Origin of the sequence: Pedobacter agri PB92, assembly GCF_000258495.1 — a bacterium.
GTDB classification, from domain to species: Bacteria; Bacteroidota; Bacteroidia; order Sphingobacteriales; family Sphingobacteriaceae; genus Pedobacter; species Pedobacter agri.
Window position 1 is genome coordinate 1 of record NZ_AJLG01000098.1, and the last position, 18,526, is coordinate 18,526.

Below are 18,526 nucleotides of genomic sequence, written 5' to 3' on the forward strand. Positions count from 1 at the left end.
CGAAAATGGTGCCATTGCTGGTATTCAATTGGCGCATGCTGGCAGAAAAGCAAGTTGCGACCTGCCATGGAATGGCGGAGAACAGCTCACCGAAGGCGAAAATAGCTGGCAAACCGTTGGCCCGTCACCGATACCTTTTAAAAAAGAACAGGTTGCACCTCATGAATTAAGTATATCGGAGATTCAGGATATTGTTTTTGCTTTTAGAGCTGCTGCAAAACGAGCTTTAGATGCAGGCTATAAGGTAATTGAAGTGCATGCTGCTCATGGTTATTTATTGCACGAGTTTTTTAGTCCGCTGAGCAACAACCGCAGCGATGTTTATGGTGGCAGTTTCGAAAACCGCATTCGTTTGGTAATTGACGTTGTGGAAGCCGTTCAATCGGTTTGGCCAGAAAACTTACCTGTTTTTGTGCGTATTTCTGCAACAGACTGGACAGCGGATGGCTGGAATGAAAATGATTCCCTTCAGTTGGCGGCGGTTTTAAAAGATAGAGGCGTTGATTTAATTGATACCTCCTCTGGTGGAAATGTACCGGATGCCTTTATTCCTGCCGGTCCCAATTATCAGGTTCCTTTCGCCGATAAAATCAGAAATGAAATTGGTATTTACACAGGAGCAGTTGGCGTAATCGTTGATGCGCAACAGGCCGAAGATATTTTACAGGAAGATAAGGCAGATTTGATCTTCATCGCTCGAGAATCTTTACGCGATGCCTATTTCCCTACACATGCTGCTCAAATTTTAGGCGATGATATCGAATGGCCTAATCAATATGTAAGGGCAAAAAGAGAAACTTTTAAAAAATAGATTTATCATTTAAACAAAAAGCCTCCTGAAAATTATTTTCAGGAGGCTTTTTGTAGATAGGGGGATTTTCCTCGTTATTTCACAAGAGTAAAGGGAACATATAAGCCGAAAGTGATATTTCTTCCAACATTATAAATTCCAAAATTTGGATTTTCGTAATCCAAACGACCAGGCTTATACCTGCTTAAAGCATCATAATATTTCTGGTTTAATACGTTGTTTGCCGAAACAGATAACTTCACCGGCTGTTTGCCTAAGTTGAAAGTTGCACCAATACCAGCATTTAGCAAAGTATATCCGCTGGTTGGTGTTTCAAAAACGTCATCAACCCGGCTTTGCTTAAAGGCCGAATTTATTCCGACTGATAAATAGGCATCGTTTGTTCCTTTAAGTTTTGGTTCGAAACGCAATTCGTTGCGCAAGGTTCCCGCTGGAATGAATGCTAGAGGCTTATTTAATGAGGTGTTTTGCGCATGAACATACCCAAAAGTATTTTCGAAGTGAATAAAAGGAACCGGATGGATGGTTAAAGTAGCTTCAGCTCCGTAAAGGTTAGCGTTTACCTGGCCATAACGATAAACCGGATAATCGTCGCCCTCAGCGTTGATGATTTCTCCATTGTTTGAAGCATAAATAAAATTGTGCACATAGTTATTGTAGATGCTTGCACTTGCGCTTACCACTTTACCTTCGTATTCTAAAGCAGCATCAACTTGGTAACTCCTTTCCGGGCTCAAATCCGAATTGCCAATTTCATACCTGAACGTTCCCTCATGTACTCCATTGGAAGCCAATTCTGCCGGATTAGGCGCACGAAATGCAGAACCTGCATTGGCTTTAAAGTTCCATTCTTCATTAAACTGATGAGTAAAACCCAGTGCACCACTTACGTTTGAAAACTTGTTTTGGAAGGGTGCAAAAATCTCTTCACCATCTTTAATAAGTTGTTTCCCATCATTTTTACGATAATCGTAACGGGCTCCTATGCTAAACGTACTGTTTTCCCAGTTCTTTTTAGCAAAGGCAAAAACACCGATTCCATAAGTATTGTAGTCTGGAATTAAAAACTCATCATCTGCTTTATTCTCACTATTGCCTGCATCGGCACTTAATCCAAAAACAGGCTGCCAGCCATTGATTTCATGGATATAATATTTTAAATCAGCAGTGTACGTTTTAAGATCGAAGAACAAAGCTGGTTCTGTACTTTCTTCGAGCTCCCTGCGCTGGTTCTGCTGGTATCCAAAATCCGCTTTTAAATTGCCATTGCCCAAAATAAAGTTGTTATTCAGGGCAATTTTGAAATGGCGAATATCCTGACGTGGAAAATCCAGTTCACGATTTTTGAAATCCTGTTTAAGGAATGCTTCACCGCTTTCTTTAAGGAAATTTCCATTATCATCTAAAGCAGGTTCGTAAAACCCAATATTGTTACGGAAACTCGACACGTTCAAATGAGTATAACCCCAGCTTTTGTTCAAGCCAATCATTCCACTCAAATCAGTTTCATTAAAGCCCGAATTTGGAAAGTAACCTGTAGGTGTTTTAAATGAATAAGCATTTTTATAGGTACCGCGAGCTCTCCATACAAAACCGTTTTGATTTCCATTCAACATTAATGAATTTGCCGTTAAGCCATTGTTGGTAGCGTAATTGGTAATAAACTCTCCTTTTACCTGCCCTTCGGGAGCAGTGCTCGGCTCCAGAATGTTAATTACTCCACCCAAAGCATCAGAACCATACATTAATGAGGCTGCGCCACGTAAGATCTCAATCCGATCTGATTTAAACTGATCAATTTCTATCCCATGTTCATCGCCCCATTGCTGTCCCTGTTGTTTAATTCCATCATCTAAAGTTACAATTCGGTTATAACCCAAGCCGCGAATGACTGGTTTTGAAATGGACGGTCCTGTTGTAATTTGCGAAACACCAGGCACCCTGGTCAATGCATCAATCAAATTGGTAGAGGGTTGCAACAATTGATCTTTCCCAATCACTGCAGATGAGGCGCTGTTTCGCTTGCTGGTACTGCTGATTAAACTGCCTGTAATTACAATTTCTTTAGTTTCAATGGCTGTAGGCTGCAAGGCAAATTCCAGCGTTACTGTGCTTGAAAAGTTAACGATTTTTGTTGCTGTTTTATAACCGATGTAATGTACTTCCACCAGGTAACTTCCTTTTGCAGGAAGATTGTTTAGGGTAAATTCTCCGTCGTTATTGGTTACCGCAGAAACTTTTAAATCGGGAATGTAAATGCTTGCACCAGGCAAAGTCTGGCTGTTACTCGCATCGGTAACTTTACCTTTAATATCTTTAAAAGCAGATGCAAAAGCCGTACTGCTCAATAATGTATATAGAATTACTAAGCCAATAAGCTGTAATTTTTTCATGATTTATAATAAATAGAAATGATGTCGAACGACAAAACAGAAGCTTAAAAGCCTTGTTTCAGATCTGACAAATAAAATAATTGGTTTTCCGGTAAACGGACAATAAGTCTGAAAAAACTAAACCATAGGAGGACCACGCAAACCAGTGCTTAAAAGCTCAACATAAGAACTTTTTAAGATGGGTTGCTTCGGGCTGATGAGTTTGGCAGAAAGAAATATTCTATATATGTGATGAACCTGCACATAGTCTTTTTCAAAACTTGCACTACAGATTAAACAGGTATCGCCATGCGACTGTACGTGACTAACGTGATGGCAGTGAATTTCTTTTTTGGGTATTGGTATTTCCTGGTGGTGATGAAGCACACTCCAGGGTGTTAAGGCAATAGCAAACACAATCAGCATAAATGCCGATAAATATTTTCTGATGTTTTGCCTATGCTTTTTCAATGTGTCAAAAGTAGCAAATGTTGTTCAATTCTATATCTTTGGAAAGTAACATTGCTTTTATCTATGAGCCAAAATCTAACCAATGGTTTAAACTTAAGCCAAAAACAAACCCCAAACGGAACTGAATTAAATTGCAAGGGATGGATTCAGGAAGCGGCATTACGCATGCTTTTAAATAATCTTGATCCCGAAGTAGCAGAATGCCCTGAAGATTTAATTGTTTACGGCGGGCGAGGGAAAGCGGCTAGAAATAAAGCATCATTAAGTTTGATTATAAAAGCTTTGAGAGACTTGGAAAATGATGAAACCTTATTGATCCAATCAGGAAAGCCAGTTGCCGTTTTACCTACTCATGCTGACGCACCAAGGGTTTTAATCTCCAATTCGCAGTTAGTTCCCAGATGGGCAACGCAAAAACATTTTGATGAATTAGAAGATAAAGGACTAATGATGTATGGTCAGATGACTGCCGGCTCCTGGATTTACATTGGTTCGCAAGGTATTGTACAAGGTACTTATGAAACCTATGCAGCCCTGGCAAAAAAGCATTTCGGCTCAAGTTTGAAAGGAAAATTAAACGTCACCGCTGGTTTAGGTGGGATGGGTGGTGCGCAGCCTTTGGCCATTACCATGAACGAAGGTGTCTGCTTAGCTGCAGAAGTGGAAGAATGGCGCATCAAAAAACGCCTGGAAACCCGCTACATTGATGAAATCAGTTATGATATTGACGAAGCAATAGACCAAGCTGTAACTTACAAAAATGAAGGCAAAGCGATTTCTATTGGTGTGGTATGCAATGCTGTTGAGCTATTGCAAAGATTAATCGAGCGAAATATTGTTCCTGATACGTTAACTGATCAAACGTCTGCTCACGATCCGTTAATTGGTTATTTTCCTGAAGGATTGACTGTAGCCGAAGCAGCCGAATTAAGGCAGCATAACGCCGAAGAGTATATAAAACAAGCGTACGCCACCATGGCAAAGCATGTGAAGCAAATGCTTGAGTTACAAAAACGTGGTGCCATTACATTCGACTATGGCAATAATTTACGAGGAAGAGCCGTAGAGGCTGGTGTAGAAAATGCTTTTGATTTCCCTGGTTTTGTGCCTGCTTATATCCGTCCGTTATTTTGCGAGGGTAAAGGTCCATTCAGATGGGCAGCTTTGAGTGGCGACCCTCAGGATATTTTTGAAACTGATAAGCTGATTTTAGAACTATTTCCCGAAAACGAAAGTTTGCAACGCTGGATTAAAATGGCTCAAGAGCGAATTGCATTTCAGGGTTTACCAGCCCGGATCTGTTGGCTGGGCCAGGGAGAACGCGAAAAAGCAGGCGTAGCTTTTAACAAACTGGTTGCTGAGGGTAAAGTTAAAGCACCCATTGTAATTGGACGCGATCATTTGGATACAGGCTCGGTAGCTTCACCAAACCGGGAAACTGAAGCGATGCTCGATGGCTCAGACGCGGTGGCAGACTGGCCTGTTTTAAATGCGTTGATGAATACCGCTGGCGGCGCAAGCTGGGTATCATTACATCATGGCGGCGGTGTGGGTATTGGCTATTCCATTCACGCCGGTATGGTAATTGTTGCCGATGGAACCGCTGAAGCCGAAGCGAGATTAAAAAGAGTTTTACATAACGACCCGGCTTTGGGGGTAATCCGCCATGCCGATGCAGGTTATGATATCGCACAAGATACCGCCAGAAAATTTAGGTTGGGATTGAAGTTATAAGATATCGTCATTGTGAGGCACGAAGCAATCTGCCTGGAGAGGTCGCTTCGTGTTTCGCAATGACGAAAATTAAAAGAGAATGAAATTTATAAGAAAAAACATATTCAATGCCCTTTTCGTTGCTTTTCTTTTGATTATTGTTTTTGTACCCGATGCAAAAGCTTTGTTGATCAGAGGCCTGATGGAAATTGGACTTTATTCACCTTCTGTCAATCAGCCCAGTAAAACAGCAATGGATTTGGGCGGGATCAGGTTTCAGGATATCAACGGAAAAAATGTTGATTTAGGAGCGTTAAAAGGTAAAGTGATCTTCCTGAATTTTTGGGCCACCTGGTGTCCACCCTGCCGGGCAGAAATGCCCTCAATTAATAAATTATATACCCAGTTTAAGGATGATAAAAATGTAGTATTTATTTTTGCCGATGCAGATGGCGATCTAGAAAAGTCGGTAAAATTTATGGCGAACCGGAAGTATCAAATGCCTGTATTTAAGGTGACGAGTAGCGTTCCCGATCAAATTTTTTCAGGCGCTTTACCTACAACCGTTATTTTCGATAAACAAGGAAGGTTATCATTTAGGCATGAAGGAATTGCAAATTATGCCGATAAAAAGATTGTCGATTTTTTAAATAAACTGATAGTTAGTGATTAGCGGATTGGTGACGTAGGTTAAAGCTGTATGTTTTTAAATCAATGCCATAAATCCCATAAATTTTACCAGGCAGATTTTCATAGTCCTCTTTTATATTGCGAAGGATAATATTATCACGCTTTCTTATTCTAATGGTTTTGTCATTACTGTCTGGCAAAAACACAAGGCTGTGACCATTTTTACCTGGAACTTCATTCGGGAAATACTTTACCTTCTTTCCTGTTTTGATGTCGGTTTTGATAATTTCGCTGCCTAAAATGTAACCATCAGCTAAGGATAATTTAATCTCAAAATTTTTGGTTTTGCCATAATAATATGCAAATTCAAACGCTTTTTGGCTAAAGGCATAACTGCTTATTGTTAACAATACAGTGGTTAATATCACTCTCATCTATTGAAAAATTTATACGTTAAGTTAGGCAATTTGCCCGGTTTCCCTACAGGCATTAGCAGATTTTATAAATCTGATGGACGCGACAGCCTCCGATTTTTTCTATCGGAGCTACAGCAAACAGCAGGACTATTTTAACCTATCGACTACTGTTTTTGATTTACAAAAGATATTTAATTTGGTTAAACATCGCTGATTATTTACTTACTTTTGCCGCCATGATTTCATTTTTCGAGGCAAACTTAAAGCAACTTTCTATCCATCATACCGGAAACAAATTGGTAGAGGAGTATTACAAATTATCTGATGCACCATTAAATATTGATGATGAGGTGTTGGGCCATTTGTTAATGCAATATTTCCTTAAGCCTTTCGAAAAAGTAAATGAGGTGTATCGTTTTTTTCATCCGAACGACAACCTGAATTTGAATGAGGTTTATCATTTTGCGCATGAAATTTTTGAAAACAATGAGCTTTTTCACGAAGATTCGCAGCAACTGGCTAAATACTTATATGATGTGGCCAATCATCCGAAGATAAAATCGGGAGAACTGTATGTAGCGTATTTTGAAAAAGTGCAAATTGAAGGGGAGCAGTTGGATGTAATTGGCATTTTCAAATCCGAAACAAAAGATACTTACCTGAAAGTTTTCCCAAAGGATGACGGCTTTAATATGAGCTATGAGCAAGATGCCATAAGTATCAATAAGCTAGATAAAGGTTGCTTGATTTTTAATACTGATAAAGAAGAAGGTTACAAAGTAGTAGTACTCGATCAGGCCAAAAGCAGTAATGAATCTGCCGTTTACTGGAAGGATGAATTTTTAAAACTGAAGATTAGAAATGATAGCTACAACCAAACCAATAACGTTTTAGGTGTTTACAAAAACTTTGTAACACAGAAACTGGATGACGATTACGAAATCAGCAAAGCGGATAAAATTGATCTGTTAAACCGCTCAATGAAATATTTTAAAGAGAAGGAAACCTTCGATATTGAAGAATTCGGCAATGAGGTAATCGGTAATGCAGAAGGAATTGAATCTTTTAAAAATTACAAGAAAAGCTACGAAGAGGAATTTGAAAGCCCTATTGCTGATCATTTCGAAATTGCAGAATCGGCAGTAAAAAAACAGGCCAGAGCTTATAAAAGTGTTTTAAAACTGGATAAAAACTTTCACATCTATATTCATGGCAACAAAGACATGATTGAAAAGGGTTATGACGACGATAAATCGATGAACTTTTACAAAGTGTACTTTAGGGAAGAGGAATAGTTTTCAGTTGGAAGTTTTCGATTTTCAGTTTTCAGTTGGTAATTGGCCGTTTTCAAGGAACGATTCACACTTAAACAATTAGACATTTAACCAAACGCTCAAAAACCAATCAAATCCGCTGTTGTGCTTTTAAAGCCAGATATCTGTTGATCACATTTAGTGTTAAATTTTGAGGCGATGTCAATATGGATAAAATGCCATGTTTATTTAGGGCTTTAACCATTAATTTCTTTTCGTAAATAAATTTTTCTGCGATGGTTTTATGATAAATGCCTTCTATATCTTTCGCGGGCGCATGGCTAAGGGTTTTCAATTCTGTGTTCTCAAAAAATACTACCAGTAATAAATGATATTTCGAAAGTCGCTGCAGGTATGGCAGTTGCCGCTCCAAGGCCGATAAACTTTCGAAATTGGTAAAGAAAACTAATAAGCCACGCTGTTTAACAACTGCACGGACACTACTATACAAAGCTTCCAGATTGCTTTCCAGATACCTTGTTTTTTCTTTATAAAGCACGTTCATGATATTACCAAGTTGAGCAGATTTACGGTCGGCCGGAACGATTGAGCCAATCGTTTCAGAAATAGTAATCAAACCTGCCTTATCCTCTTTCAGCATGGCTACTTTGGTTAGCGCCACCGTTGCATTAATGGCATAATCCAATAAGCTTAGCCCTCCAAATGGCATCCGCATTACCCTCGATTTATCGATAATGCAATAGATGTTTTGTGATTTCTCGTCAGTATAATTATTTACCATTAAACCGCCTTTTCTGGCAGTGGCTTTCCAGTTAATGGTACGAATATCGTCTCCTCCAACATAATTTTTGATCTGATCGAATTCGCTGCTGTTTCCGATTTTTCTAATCCGCTTGATGCCCATTTCTGTTAAATGCCTGGAAACGGCCATTAATTCGTATTGACCAAGATTAATGAATGAAGGATAAACCGGGAGAACTTTGGCCCCATCGAAATTGTAGCGCCGGCTGATGAAACCCAGCGGCGACCCAATATACGCCCTGATGAATCCGAATTCGTATTCACCACGTTTGGTTGGCCGCAAGTTATAATGGATGGATTTTACTTCAGCTGATTTCAAACTCAGCCGAAAATCCTTATCCCTCAACTGGAACTGGTAAGGAACTTCATCAATAACCCTTACGTTTACGCCAAAGCCATACCTGTTTTTAATTTCAATTTGAATGGGATTTTCATCGCCATTGCTCAACCGTTTTGAAGTAAACCGTTGCGCATCGATTCCCTTTGGAATCCGGTAAAGAATAAAAATATCAACAAATAACAGGATGAACACCACAACTGTAGCAATTTCGGGAATGTCGCCAAGCCAGGTGAAGAAAAATTTCAGTAGAAAAAGCACAACACAAAACCCCAGGGCGGCAAAAAACCGATCCTTGAGAAATAGATTGATGTAATATTGCTGAAAGAATTTTTTCAAATGGTTAATTGTTAGAAATGGTTAATTGTTTAATTGTTCAATTGTAGGAATTGGTTAATTGTTAGGTGGTAAATTTTCCAAATTGTCAATTGAAAACTGCCAACTGAAAACTGCTAACTTTAAACTGCCAATGATCTACCTTGGTACCTCTATTTTTTTAATAATCTGATGAACGATGTCACTGGTAGTTAAACCTTCCATTTCTTTTTCAGGAGATAATAAAATTCGGTGTGCTAAAACCGGTATAGCAACGGTAATGATATCTTCTGGTGTTACAAAATCCCGGTTTTGGATGGCTGCCAATGCTTTGGCGCTATGCACAATAGCCAATGATGCCCTTGGTGATGCACCCAGATAAAGCGATGCATTGTTGCGTGTTTCATTTACAATTTTCGCAATGTATTCCAACAGCTTCGGCTCTACAAACAAATTGCGGATTATCGCCCTGGCTGATTGAATCTGCTGCACTGATAGAACAGGTTTAACATCGCTGGCTAAAGTTTTATTTACTAAACCATGTTGCGCCAATAAAATAGCGGTTTCTTCTTCTAAAGATGGATATTTGACTTCAATTTTGAATAAAAACCTATCCAGCTGTGCTTCTGGCAATCGATAAGTTCCTTCTTGTTCAATCGGGTTTTGCGTAGCCAACACCATAAAAGGCTCATCCATGACGTAAGTTTCTCCATCAATGGTTACCTGTCGCTCTTCCATCACTTCAAACAATGCAGATTGGGTTTTGGCCGGGGCCCGGTTTATTTCATCCACTAAAATGATGTTCCCAAAAATTGGTCCTTTTCTAAATTCGAAATCGCCGGTTTTTGTATTAAAAATTGGTGTTCCTAAAACATCGGAAGGCATCAAATCTGGCGTAAACTGAACTCTTGAAAACTGGGCATCAATAGATTTCGCCAGTAGTTTTGCGCTAAGTGTTTTGGCTACGCCGGGTACCCCCTCAATCAGGATGTGGCCGTCGGCAAGCAAACCCACAATTAAAAAATCAATAACCTGTTTTTGTCCGACTATGATATTCCCAAGTACATTTCGAATTTGATCTACTGCTTCGGTTAAAGCACTTAAATCTGTACGCTGATTAAATTGTTCTTGCTCCATGGGCCTGTGTGTTATGATAAAAATTTTCTATGCTTTGATTTAAGTTGATGAGCTCATGATCGCTCAATTCACTCATTGTTGGTATCTGCGTAAAATATCTGGTCAGTGTTTTTGCAGAGGGTTCGTTAATACCAGTTTTTTCCATTAATAGCGTTGCAAAATCAGCACCAATTTCATTGGTTTTGATATAGTATCTGCTTCGGAGATATTCCAAAAAATAATTGATTTGCTTTTTGGCGATATCTAAATTATTCCTTTCGTGATAATATACACTTCCCACTACATTGGCAAATTCTACAGACGAATTTTTAAGTGGATCGGCAACCGGAATAATGCGTTGCCTGCGTTTAATTTCATACAGCACAAAAATAATCAGACTAAAAATGGCAAGATAATAAGCCCATTTAAGTTCGGGATGCTTAAAAAATACTCTTAAAACATCTGTGCTATCTTTTTTCTGAGCAGAGAAATAACCATCAAAAATAATTTGTTTACTATTTTGAACGTAGCTGAGCGTTTTAGCTGCGTATTCAGCGCCATATTTATCTAACAGGTTAAAGTTGGTATAAAAACCAGGTTCTGCAATTAAATAAAGCGCACCTTTTCCATAATTGTATTTAACAAAATTTGGTTTCTGTACATTATTAATGCCTAAAATAATTGCCTTTTTATACTCGATTTTGCTAAAAAACTGTGTACCTATCCCACGCTCAAAACCATAATTGGCATCAGTTTTTAAATTAGGATTGGTAAAGTTAAGCGAAGGGCGATCGGCTGACATCGTTGTTGACGTGGCAATTTTGAGTTCTTTCTCCAGTTTCCCAAAGTCGTAACTGGCAATAAATATCGTATTCCCAGCCTGCATGAATTTCTTCATTTGCTCAAAATCCGTTTTGGAAACATCTACCTTTTGCGCAACAATGAAATAGGTTGTGTGACTAAAGTTTTTGTCCTTTAGGGTGTTATAAACAGCTCTTCTCGAATCGATTTTTGTTGCCTGCGGCAAAATATCTTTTATCCTATCATGTAAAATAAACGTACCATAAGGAATTTTATCAGATGATAAATAAGTTGGCGCCCAATTGGTTGGGGTAGGCTTATTGTATTGTGCCACAAGGTAAACCAATATCAGAACAACCCCTAAACCGAAGTAAATTTTAAACCCTCTCATTTAATTTTGTTGTTAAACTGGTTAAATGATTGGTTAATCGGTTCGAATTTATGTTCATCAACAGGAAAATCGCCATACCAGATATAATCAAACTGAAGCGTAAGCCTGCTAAAATCATCTTTTAATTCTGGCCTGGTGATTTCTGTTAAATAGTTATAGTTCGTTTTATCAGGCTGCCAATATATAATTTCTGCATCGCTCAGCTTTTTCAAAGCTTGCAAATAAAGCAATCGTACAGCCAGCCGGTATTTCTGCGCTGCAATTAAACGCTGCAGTTCGGTTTCAAAATCAATTTCGTGAATGTTCTCCGAAATGATGTCATAAGGTAAAGCCGCTTCTTTCGATTTTTTGCTAAAGATATTTTCAGTACCAATTGCTTTGAAGATGAAATATAGAAGCAAAGCAACACCCAAGCCAATAAAGAAGTATCTTGAAACCGTGTTGGATGCCGCACTGGCAAACAATTTCATTATGGTGTTCCAAAACCACATCCAGAACCGATCCCAAAGCGAAAGTTGCCCGACCTGAAGTTCATCATATTGAAACTCCTTTTGATCTTTATAGTTACTGATGGCTTCTTTATCAAACTTTGCGGGCACAAGCTTGCTGCTGTCTGTTTGCACAACAGGCTTTTCTTGTTTAGGCTGTACCACAATTTTGGTATAAGCATTTGCCGAAAGAAAAAACAGCAGGATTACTAAAGCATATCTAAAAAAGAGTTTGTGCATTTTAATATTCCTCTGGTCGCGTATCAATTGGTTTTTCTGTGCTCCCGAAGTTGGTGATGCGTTCCATTAAGCCGGTGTTTTCTTTTTGCTCCAGCAAATTGAAGTAAGAAAGTGAAATGGTAATAATTGGTATAATGGTAAATACCTGGCAAAGCGATTGCAAAACTGTTGTAGCCATACTTAACGGTAATGACATGTGTGGCGTTTTACTGGTAAACATGCCAATCATACTAAACAATGTGGTTGGCAAAACCACCATGCTCATACAGGCATAAACAATAATCCACACAACGATTAAAGTGCCGAAAGTTACCCAAAAGTTTTCCTGAATCATTTTAAAACTTCTGCTAAAAGAATAGCCGAATGTGCCATTTTCAATTACCATTATTGGAAACATCATGGCAACAAATGGAAATAAGTAAAACCCCGGAACCAGACAAAAGATAAATGCGACGATCAACATCAGGATTAAGACAATCGCACTACCAAAAACCCTGAAAAAGTAATACTTGAAATAACCCCAAACTTCTTCGGTAGTTGGTGCCTGATTCCCTTTTTGAACATAAAGCGAGATAAATGATAAGATTGCCACCGTCATGCTGGCATAGGTTGCCAGCGAAAAAAGTAGAGAAAGAAAATATTCGAGCCCGTAAATGCTGCCAAAGCCGAAACCTCTGGCTGTTCTTCCATTGCCTATGGTATTGATAATATTGACCATTTTATACTGATAAACCAGCATGGAAGACATGCTGGCCAATACAAAAAGACCACAAAATGTAAAATAAGTTTTTATTAAAGCCTTGAAATTCTGACGCATAAAAGTAAATGTGTCATTAATTACCTGGCCGAAATCTCTACGTTTTTTAAATTCAATTTTTCCTATCATGTTAATTTAGCTTCTTGATAATTTTTACGGGGTAGATGAATACGTACCAAATGATAAATGCAGCAGATATGGCCAAAATAGCTATACTTAAGAACAATGGCATTTCAGTGTGGCGGGTAATGAAACTTTCGAAAAATGCTGCGACAATAAATATGGGCACCAATCCTAAAACTATTTTGATACCATCTTTCGCTCCCTTAATAACCGATTCCATACGGGTATAGGTTTTTGGAAATAAAAAACTGTTCCCTAAAACAAGTCCGGCTGCGCCTGCCAATACAATGGCCGAAATTTCAAGTGTTCCGTGGATCCATATCACCAAAACAGACTGTATGCCTAAGCCCTTACTAAAAAAAAAGTATTGAAAAGAACCCAGCATGATGCCGTTTCTAAAAAGCGAAACGATAGATCCAAAGGAAAAAATAATCCCTAAAACGAATGTATACAAGGCGACGTAAATATTATTTAGTCCAATCTGGATAAACATTACAAATTCGTTCGATTGTTTATAAACTCCAAATGGATCGCCTTTGGCAATATTTTCATTGGTCATGTTTACATACGCGTCACCCATAATCAGGCGCACAAATGTATCATCATATTTAGCAGATATTGCGCCTATTGCGCATGATAGGATAAAAAATAGCAAGGCATAAATAACTTGCTTACGGTGTTCGAGAAACAGAAGCGGGAGTTCGCATTTCCAGAAGTGAACAAAACGGTTAGATTTTTCTTTTTTGTTTTTATAAACAGATTGATGCAGTTTGGAAGCCAGTCCGTTTAAATAAGCGGTAGTGTTTGATTTCGGATAAAAAGTTTTCGCGTAAGCTAGGTCATTGGTAATTTCTATAAACTGATTGGCCACTTCATCAGGATTTGCCTGCTGCATCCGATCGTACTGCTGCCACTTTTCCGTATTCTTTTTAACAAATAAAGCTTCTCTCATTTAAAGACGTTACCAAATCCTCGGTTAAAATAGTTAAATTTTTATGGATATGGAAAATTAAGCTTAATACTGAAATTGATAACAGTTTCGTTGCAAAGCTATTTCTACTGGAGACTATGAAAGGCTTTTCTCAATAATTGACGGGCAAAAAACTCAGTGAGTTATCAATCGGTTATAATAACAATTCCTGATCAGATTGAAATCGCAATATTAATTTCTCATATGGCACCAGGCAATCCAAACTCGCCATTTACAATCTTATATCGCTAAAAAATAAAACTTCATTGGTACATTATTTGTATAACTCACCTAAACGTGTCTATTCGTCGAAAATTTTCGTTTAATAAGGATATAAAATCTCCCCATTCATGGCAGCCGCAATACAAAAGCGTTTCTTTCGGGCAATAAAAAGTAAAGTAATTATCGGGTTTCTATTTGCCTGCTTTGCTTTGCTTTTAGCCTGGGGTATCAGCAAATTTGCGTTTACCAGAATGCTAAATACGGTTGAAGTTATTTCGGCACCTAATGACAGGCTTCGGCTTGTGAATGATTTATCGCATAAAATAGCCCGTTTAGATCAACTCCAGCGAGACGAAGCTTTTAATAAACAGGGAGATTATAATTTTCTGAAAGAATCGCGAAGAGTGCGGGTAAGCCTCGATTCACTTCGTAAATTATACAAGGGAGATTCTGCACAGCTGGGTCGAATTAAATCTATTATTAACCTGCTTGCTCAACGCGATAAGCAGTTTGTTTCCTACCTGCAGGTCCGCGAAACTTTGGTAAACACAAAATCATTTTCTAATGAGGTTAAAAAACTGAACGAGCTGGTGGCATCACGCAGTTTGCAAACCGACAGTGCGATTTTAACTACTGAAACCACTACGTCTACCACCACTGTTGCGCCAGAGGAAGAAGAAAAATCCAGAGGTTTTTTAAGTAAACTCTTTGGAAAAAAGAAGGCCGATGTTTACAAGATTATCAATGAAGAATTTAAAGTAAAACGCGATACCCTCAATGCTAAGGCGGAAGACAGCATTATGAAAAGCATGACAGGTTCGTTGAAAAACATCGAACTGGAACAAAAAAAGAAAAGTCAAAAATTCATCAGGCGTGAAGCGGAACTTTCTGGTGCAAGCAACAAACTAACCAACCAAATCCTTCAGATTTTAAGACAGGTTGAAGGCCAGGCGGTGGCACAGGTAGATTTAAATGGCATTCAGGCGAAGCAGGTGGTTAATGATGGCATTACACAAATCACCGCCATCATCATCACTTTCTTTCTGTTAACTGTAATTTTGCTTTACCTTATCCTGGCCGATATTACCAAAAGTAATCGCTATCGCCGGGAGTTGGAGCTGGCAAAAGATGAAGCAGAATATCATGGAAAAGCCAAACAGCGTTTTTTATCGAACATGAGCCATGAGATAAGAACGCCGCTTCAGTCTATTCTAGGCTATGCAGAGGTGATTTCACAACAAGATCATCCTAAGAAAAAAGATATTGATGCCATCTATCAATCATCCATCCATTTATTGCAAATTGTGAATGAGGTACTCGATTACAACCGCATCATTTCAGGCGAATTCAGTTTCAATAACCAAACCTTTAGTGTGCGAAAAATTCTCGATGAAGTTACGGCGGTTGTTCGCCCGCTGGCGGAAAAAAAATCATTGCGACTGGTTACTCATTTAGATTTGGGTGATGTAGAAGTGGTGAAAGGCGATGCTTTTCGGCTAAAGCAGATTCTTTTCAATTTATTAGGAAATGCTGTCAAATTCACTCTAAAGGGAGAAATTAACTTAAATGTTTCCTGCAAGAAACAAATGGATAATCTCCATTTCCATTTCACTATAAAAGATACCGGCATTGGTTTCGAAGAGAAAGACATGACCAGAATATTCAATGAATTTGAGCAAATTGAATCTCCTGAGCAATATGTGCTTAACCAAACGGGTACCGGATTAGGCCTGCCCATCGTGAAATCACTCATTGAGGCACAGGGTGGAAGGATCCATGTTAAAAGCAAACCGGGAAAAGGTACTACATTTAATATTTATCTAACCTATCAGGAAACATCAGAACGTATCATCGACCCGCTTGATCTTAGCCATTATGCTATTGTTAACCCAGGAACAGTTTGGGTAATTGATGACGACCAACTTATTCTCGATTTATGTGGATTGATTTTCGAGCGCAATAAAATTCCTTATAAAACCTTTAATCAAGTGGCAGACATTTTACATGAAACCCCTGTTGCGGATTTGAAGTATGTATTGGTTGATATGCGCCTGCCCGAAATGACCGGCATTGAACTTTGCCATCTGTTGAAGAAAAAACTTCCTGCAAATGTGAAATTTTATGCCATTACAGCCCAGGTTTTACCAGAAGAACGTGAAATGGTATTAAGTGAAGGTTTCGACGGCTTAATTATGAAACCATTCCAGGCTGCAGATCTCCTTTCTATTTTCGAAAAAACTGAAATTTTATCAGCGCAACCAGAATTCGATTTTTCTTCCATTGAAAAAATGACTTTTGGTGATCAGCAAATGCTCGAAAAAATCCTGAATAGATTTAAACATGACTGTATCGAAGATGCTGCGGAGTTAAAAAAACATTTGGATGAAGGTAATCAGGATAAAAGCCGCTTGATCGTACATCGCCTTGCAGGTAGAACTGCGCAAATGGGATCTAGAACATTAGCCCACGATTTCAGAACACTAGAAATTGAAATTGCCGAGAAAGGATTGCTTGCCGAAATTAAGTACGAAGTTTTAAATCAATTGAAAAAACTCGACGCTTTAATTCAGGTGATGGAGGAGATGGAACCGATTGGGGAAAAATAATTTGCCCCTGCTCATTATCATCTAATCTAAAGGTTGATAATGCATGATAACATTATTCAATGCCGTATCGCTCCATCTTCGCATAAAGCGTTTTGCGGTCAATGTTTAGCATTTTGGCGGCTTTAGATTTATTATGTTTTGCTTTAATCAAAGTTTCGGCAATTAACGTCTTTTCGTTTTGTTCGTTAACCGCTTTTAAATCTGATGAACTTCCGGGTAGCGTTTGCTGGTTTACCGAAATCATCATTTCATCAGGCAAAGCCGATACCTGGGCTACATCGCCAGGTGTTAGCAAAACCATTCTTTTAATCACATTGCTTAATTCACGCAGGTTACCCGGCCAGTCATAATTTAACAACAATGATTTTGCTTCGGTAGAAACGCTCTTTACATTGCGATCTAAATCGCGGTTTGATAAGGTAATAAAGTGGTTGATAAACAGTTCCAAATCGCCGCCCCGATCTCGCAAAGCTGGCAATTGAATTTTAAATTCATTTAAACGGTGATACAGGTCTTCCCTAAATTCTCCACCCGAAATACTGTTTAGTAAATCATCATTGGTCGCCGCGACAATCCGGACATCAACAGCAACTTGCTTGGCACTGCCCAAAGGCTGGATTACCCTTTCCTGCAAAGCTCGGAGTAGTTTAATTTGCACTTCGTAACTTAAATTTCCGACCTCATCTAAAAACAATGTTCCGCCGTTTGCGGCTTCAAACTGGCCCTTTTTATCATTTAAAGCACCTGTAAAAGCTCCCTTTACATGCCCGAACAACTCACTTGCTGCCAGATCTTTTGATAGCGCCCCGCAATCAATTGCAACGAAAGGTTTATCGGCCCGTTTACTTTGTTGATGCAGGGTTCTGGCCGCAAATTCCTTCCCTGTTCCGCTTTCGCCCTGTATAATAACCGACATATCTGTTGGCGCAACCAAAGCAATATGTTCATAAAGCCTATCTGCCGTAGCGCTTTTACCTTTTATAAAATCGGTATCTGTTGCTTCAATTTTAATTTCTTTATGATCTTTTTTGCTGAGTGAATTTTTAATCACCATCAAAAGTTCATCCGGATTTACAGGTTTTGTGATATAATCAAAAGCTCCCATTTGCATGGATTTCACTGCTGTTCGAACATCGTTAAAACTGGTCATGATGATGATAGGCGTAGAAAGCCCCAGATTTCTGGAATGTGTAATTACCTCAAAACCAATTCCGTCGGGCAAGCGATAATCAATCAGAAACAAATCAAACGCTTCACTTTCAATGAATTTAAAAGATTGCTTAATATGGGTTACGAGCGTAACCGCATGGTCGTTTTTAGTTAAAAAACCTTCAAGTAATTGAGCAAATGTTGTATCGTCTTCTAAAATCAGGATTTTCGCCATACAACAAAAATAAGAAAAGCCAGTTAAAAACTGGCTTTTCTTATACTAGGTAGATGTAATATTTGGGGATTATTGAACCGGTTTACCGTCTTTATCAATTTTTACAGAACCTGTTTCTGCTTCTTTTTTAACATTGATAAGGTAATATTCTTTTGTGCCCTCTTTTACCGACCAGGCTTCGGTTGCAGTCCAACCTTTATAAGCATCAGATTTTAATGCTGTTGTAACTGGCTCAGGTAATTCTTCCAATTTCACTGGAGTTTTTACTGCACTATCTTGAACTGCAAC

16 protein-coding genes are annotated in these 18,526 nt (G+C 38.7%); 5 read left to right on the plus strand and 11 right to left on the minus strand.

The features are described from left to right. Positions 1–811 (plus strand): oxidoreductase (locus ON09_RS14475; RefSeq protein ID WP_010601783.1); only part of this gene is annotated, 811 nt, incomplete at its 5' end. Between the two features lie 74 nt (positions 812–885). On the opposite strand, the gene ON09_RS14480 is transcribed toward ON09_RS14475, so the two are convergent. After that, a complete protein-coding gene (locus tag ON09_RS14480; protein ID WP_010601784.1) occupies positions 886–3,204 on the minus strand; it encodes a TonB-dependent receptor in 2,319 nt (772 codons plus the stop codon). A gap of 117 nt (positions 3,205–3,321) precedes the next feature. Continuing rightward, positions 3,322–3,654 carry a hypothetical protein gene (locus ON09_RS14485; protein WP_010601785.1) on the minus strand — a complete coding sequence of 111 codons (333 nt, stop codon included), beginning with the start codon at positions 3,652–3,654 and terminating at the stop codon, positions 3,322–3,324. 63 nt (positions 3,655–3,717) lie between these two features. On the opposite strand from ON09_RS14485, the gene hutU reads away from it, so the two are divergent. After that, the gene (gene hutU, locus ON09_RS14490; RefSeq protein WP_010601786.1) at positions 3,718–5,388 is read left to right on the plus strand and encodes a urocanate hydratase; all 1,671 of its coding nucleotides are present in this window, start codon (positions 3,718–3,720) and stop codon (positions 5,386–5,388) included. 79 nt (positions 5,389–5,467) lie between these two features. After that, complete coding sequence (locus ON09_RS14495) at positions 5,468–6,040, plus strand: TlpA family protein disulfide reductase (protein ID WP_010601787.1); 573 nt, start codon at positions 5,468–5,470, stop codon at positions 6,038–6,040. Here the strand turns inward: ON09_RS14495 and ON09_RS14500 are convergent. Next, positions 6,030–6,431, minus strand: coding sequence for a hypothetical protein (locus ON09_RS14500; RefSeq protein ID WP_010601788.1), 402 nt, complete (start codon positions 6,429–6,431; stop codon positions 6,030–6,032). The two genes, ON09_RS14495 and ON09_RS14500, sit on opposite strands and share 11 nt — an antisense overlap. Positions 6,432–6,649: 218 nt before the next feature. Between ON09_RS14500 and ON09_RS14505 the strand changes: the two genes are divergently transcribed. After that, positions 6,650–7,708 carry a nucleoid-associated protein gene (locus ON09_RS14505; protein ID WP_029204358.1) on the plus strand — a complete coding sequence of 353 codons (1,059 nt, stop codon included), beginning with the start codon at positions 6,650–6,652 and terminating at the stop codon, positions 7,706–7,708. A 109-nt stretch (positions 7,709–7,817) separates the two neighbouring features. On the opposite strand, the gene ON09_RS14510 is transcribed toward ON09_RS14505, so the two are convergent. The 6 genes from ON09_RS14510 to ON09_RS14535 form a co-directional block, all read right to left on the minus strand. After that, positions 7,818–9,164: a DUF58 domain-containing protein gene (locus ON09_RS14510; protein ID WP_010601790.1), complete on the minus strand. Its 1,347-nt coding sequence runs from the start codon at positions 9,162–9,164 to the stop codon at positions 7,818–7,820. A 135-nt stretch (positions 9,165–9,299) separates the two neighbouring features. Further along, the gene (locus ON09_RS14515; protein ID WP_010601791.1) at positions 9,300–10,277 is read right to left on the minus strand and encodes an AAA family ATPase; all 978 of its coding nucleotides are present in this window, start codon (positions 10,275–10,277) and stop codon (positions 9,300–9,302) included. After that, the gene (locus ON09_RS14520) at positions 10,258–11,448 is read right to left on the minus strand and encodes a DUF4350 domain-containing protein (protein WP_010601792.1); all 1,191 of its coding nucleotides are present in this window, start codon (positions 11,446–11,448) and stop codon (positions 10,258–10,260) included. Before ON09_RS14520 ends, ON09_RS14515 begins: the two co-directional genes overlap by 20 nt. Next, positions 11,445–12,176, minus strand: a complete 732-nt coding sequence (locus ON09_RS24310; RefSeq protein WP_010601793.1) for a DUF4129 domain-containing protein — start codon at positions 12,174–12,176, stop codon at positions 11,445–11,447. Before ON09_RS24310 ends, ON09_RS14520 begins: the two co-directional genes overlap by 4 nt. 1 nt (position 12,177) lies before the next feature. Then, positions 12,178–13,062 (minus strand): hypothetical protein, encoded by an 885-nt coding sequence (locus ON09_RS14530; protein WP_010601794.1) that lies wholly within the window; start codon positions 13,060–13,062, stop codon positions 12,178–12,180. A gap of 1 nt (position 13,063) precedes the next feature. Then, complete coding sequence (locus ON09_RS14535; RefSeq protein WP_010601795.1) at positions 13,064–14,008, minus strand: stage II sporulation protein M; 945 nt, start codon at positions 14,006–14,008, stop codon at positions 13,064–13,066. A gap of 368 nt (positions 14,009–14,376) precedes the next feature. On the opposite strand from ON09_RS14535, the gene ON09_RS14540 reads away from it, so the two are divergent. Continuing rightward, the gene (locus ON09_RS14540) at positions 14,377–16,854 is read left to right on the plus strand and encodes a hybrid sensor histidine kinase/response regulator (protein WP_010601796.1); all 2,478 of its coding nucleotides are present in this window, start codon (positions 14,377–14,379) and stop codon (positions 16,852–16,854) included. A 52-nt stretch (positions 16,855–16,906) separates the two neighbouring features. Here the strand turns inward: ON09_RS14540 and ON09_RS14545 are convergent, their stop codons facing one another. Beyond that, complete coding sequence (locus tag ON09_RS14545; protein ID WP_010601797.1) at positions 16,907–18,238, minus strand: sigma-54-dependent transcriptional regulator; 1,332 nt, start codon at positions 18,236–18,238, stop codon at positions 16,907–16,909. Positions 18,239–18,307: 69 nt separating this feature from the next. Next, the coding region (locus ON09_RS14550; protein WP_010601798.1) for a hypothetical protein at positions 18,308–18,526 on the minus strand (219 nt) is incomplete at its 5' end.

Coding starts and splice junctions, on each gene's coding strand:
- ON09_RS14520 (WP_010601792.1), bottom strand. CDS start 11,448: ATGAGAGGGTTTAAAATTTACTTCGGTTTAGGGGTTGTTCTGATATTG.
- ON09_RS14530 (WP_010601794.1), bottom strand. CDS start 13,062: ATGATAGGAAAAATTGAATTTAAAAAACGTAGAGATTTCGGCCAGGTA.
- ON09_RS14495 (WP_010601787.1), top strand. CDS start 5,468: ATGAAATTTATAAGAAAAAACATATTCAATGCCCTTTTCGTTGCTTTT.
- ON09_RS14515 (WP_010601791.1), bottom strand. CDS start 10,277: ATGGAGCAAGAACAATTTAATCAGCGTACAGATTTAAGTGCTTTAACC.
- ON09_RS14540 (WP_010601796.1), top strand. CDS start 14,377: ATGGCAGCCGCAATACAAAAGCGTTTCTTTCGGGCAATAAAAAGTAAA.
- ON09_RS14545 (WP_010601797.1), bottom strand. CDS start 18,238: ATGGCGAAAATCCTGATTTTAGAAGACGATACAACATTTGCTCAATTA.
- ON09_RS14500 (WP_010601788.1), bottom strand. CDS start 6,431: ATGAGAGTGATATTAACCACTGTATTGTTAACAATAAGCAGTTATGCC.
- ON09_RS14480 (WP_010601784.1), bottom strand. CDS start 3,204: ATGAAAAAATTACAGCTTATTGGCTTAGTAATTCTATATACATTATTG.
- hutU (WP_010601786.1), top strand. CDS start 3,718: ATGAGCCAAAATCTAACCAATGGTTTAAACTTAAGCCAAAAACAAACC.
- ON09_RS14505 (WP_029204358.1), top strand. CDS start 6,650: ATGATTTCATTTTTCGAGGCAAACTTAAAGCAACTTTCTATCCATCAT.
- ON09_RS24310 (WP_010601793.1), bottom strand. CDS start 12,176: ATGCACAAACTCTTTTTTAGATATGCTTTAGTAATCCTGCTGTTTTTT.
- ON09_RS14535 (WP_010601795.1), bottom strand. CDS start 14,008: ATGAGAGAAGCTTTATTTGTTAAAAAGAATACGGAAAAGTGGCAGCAG.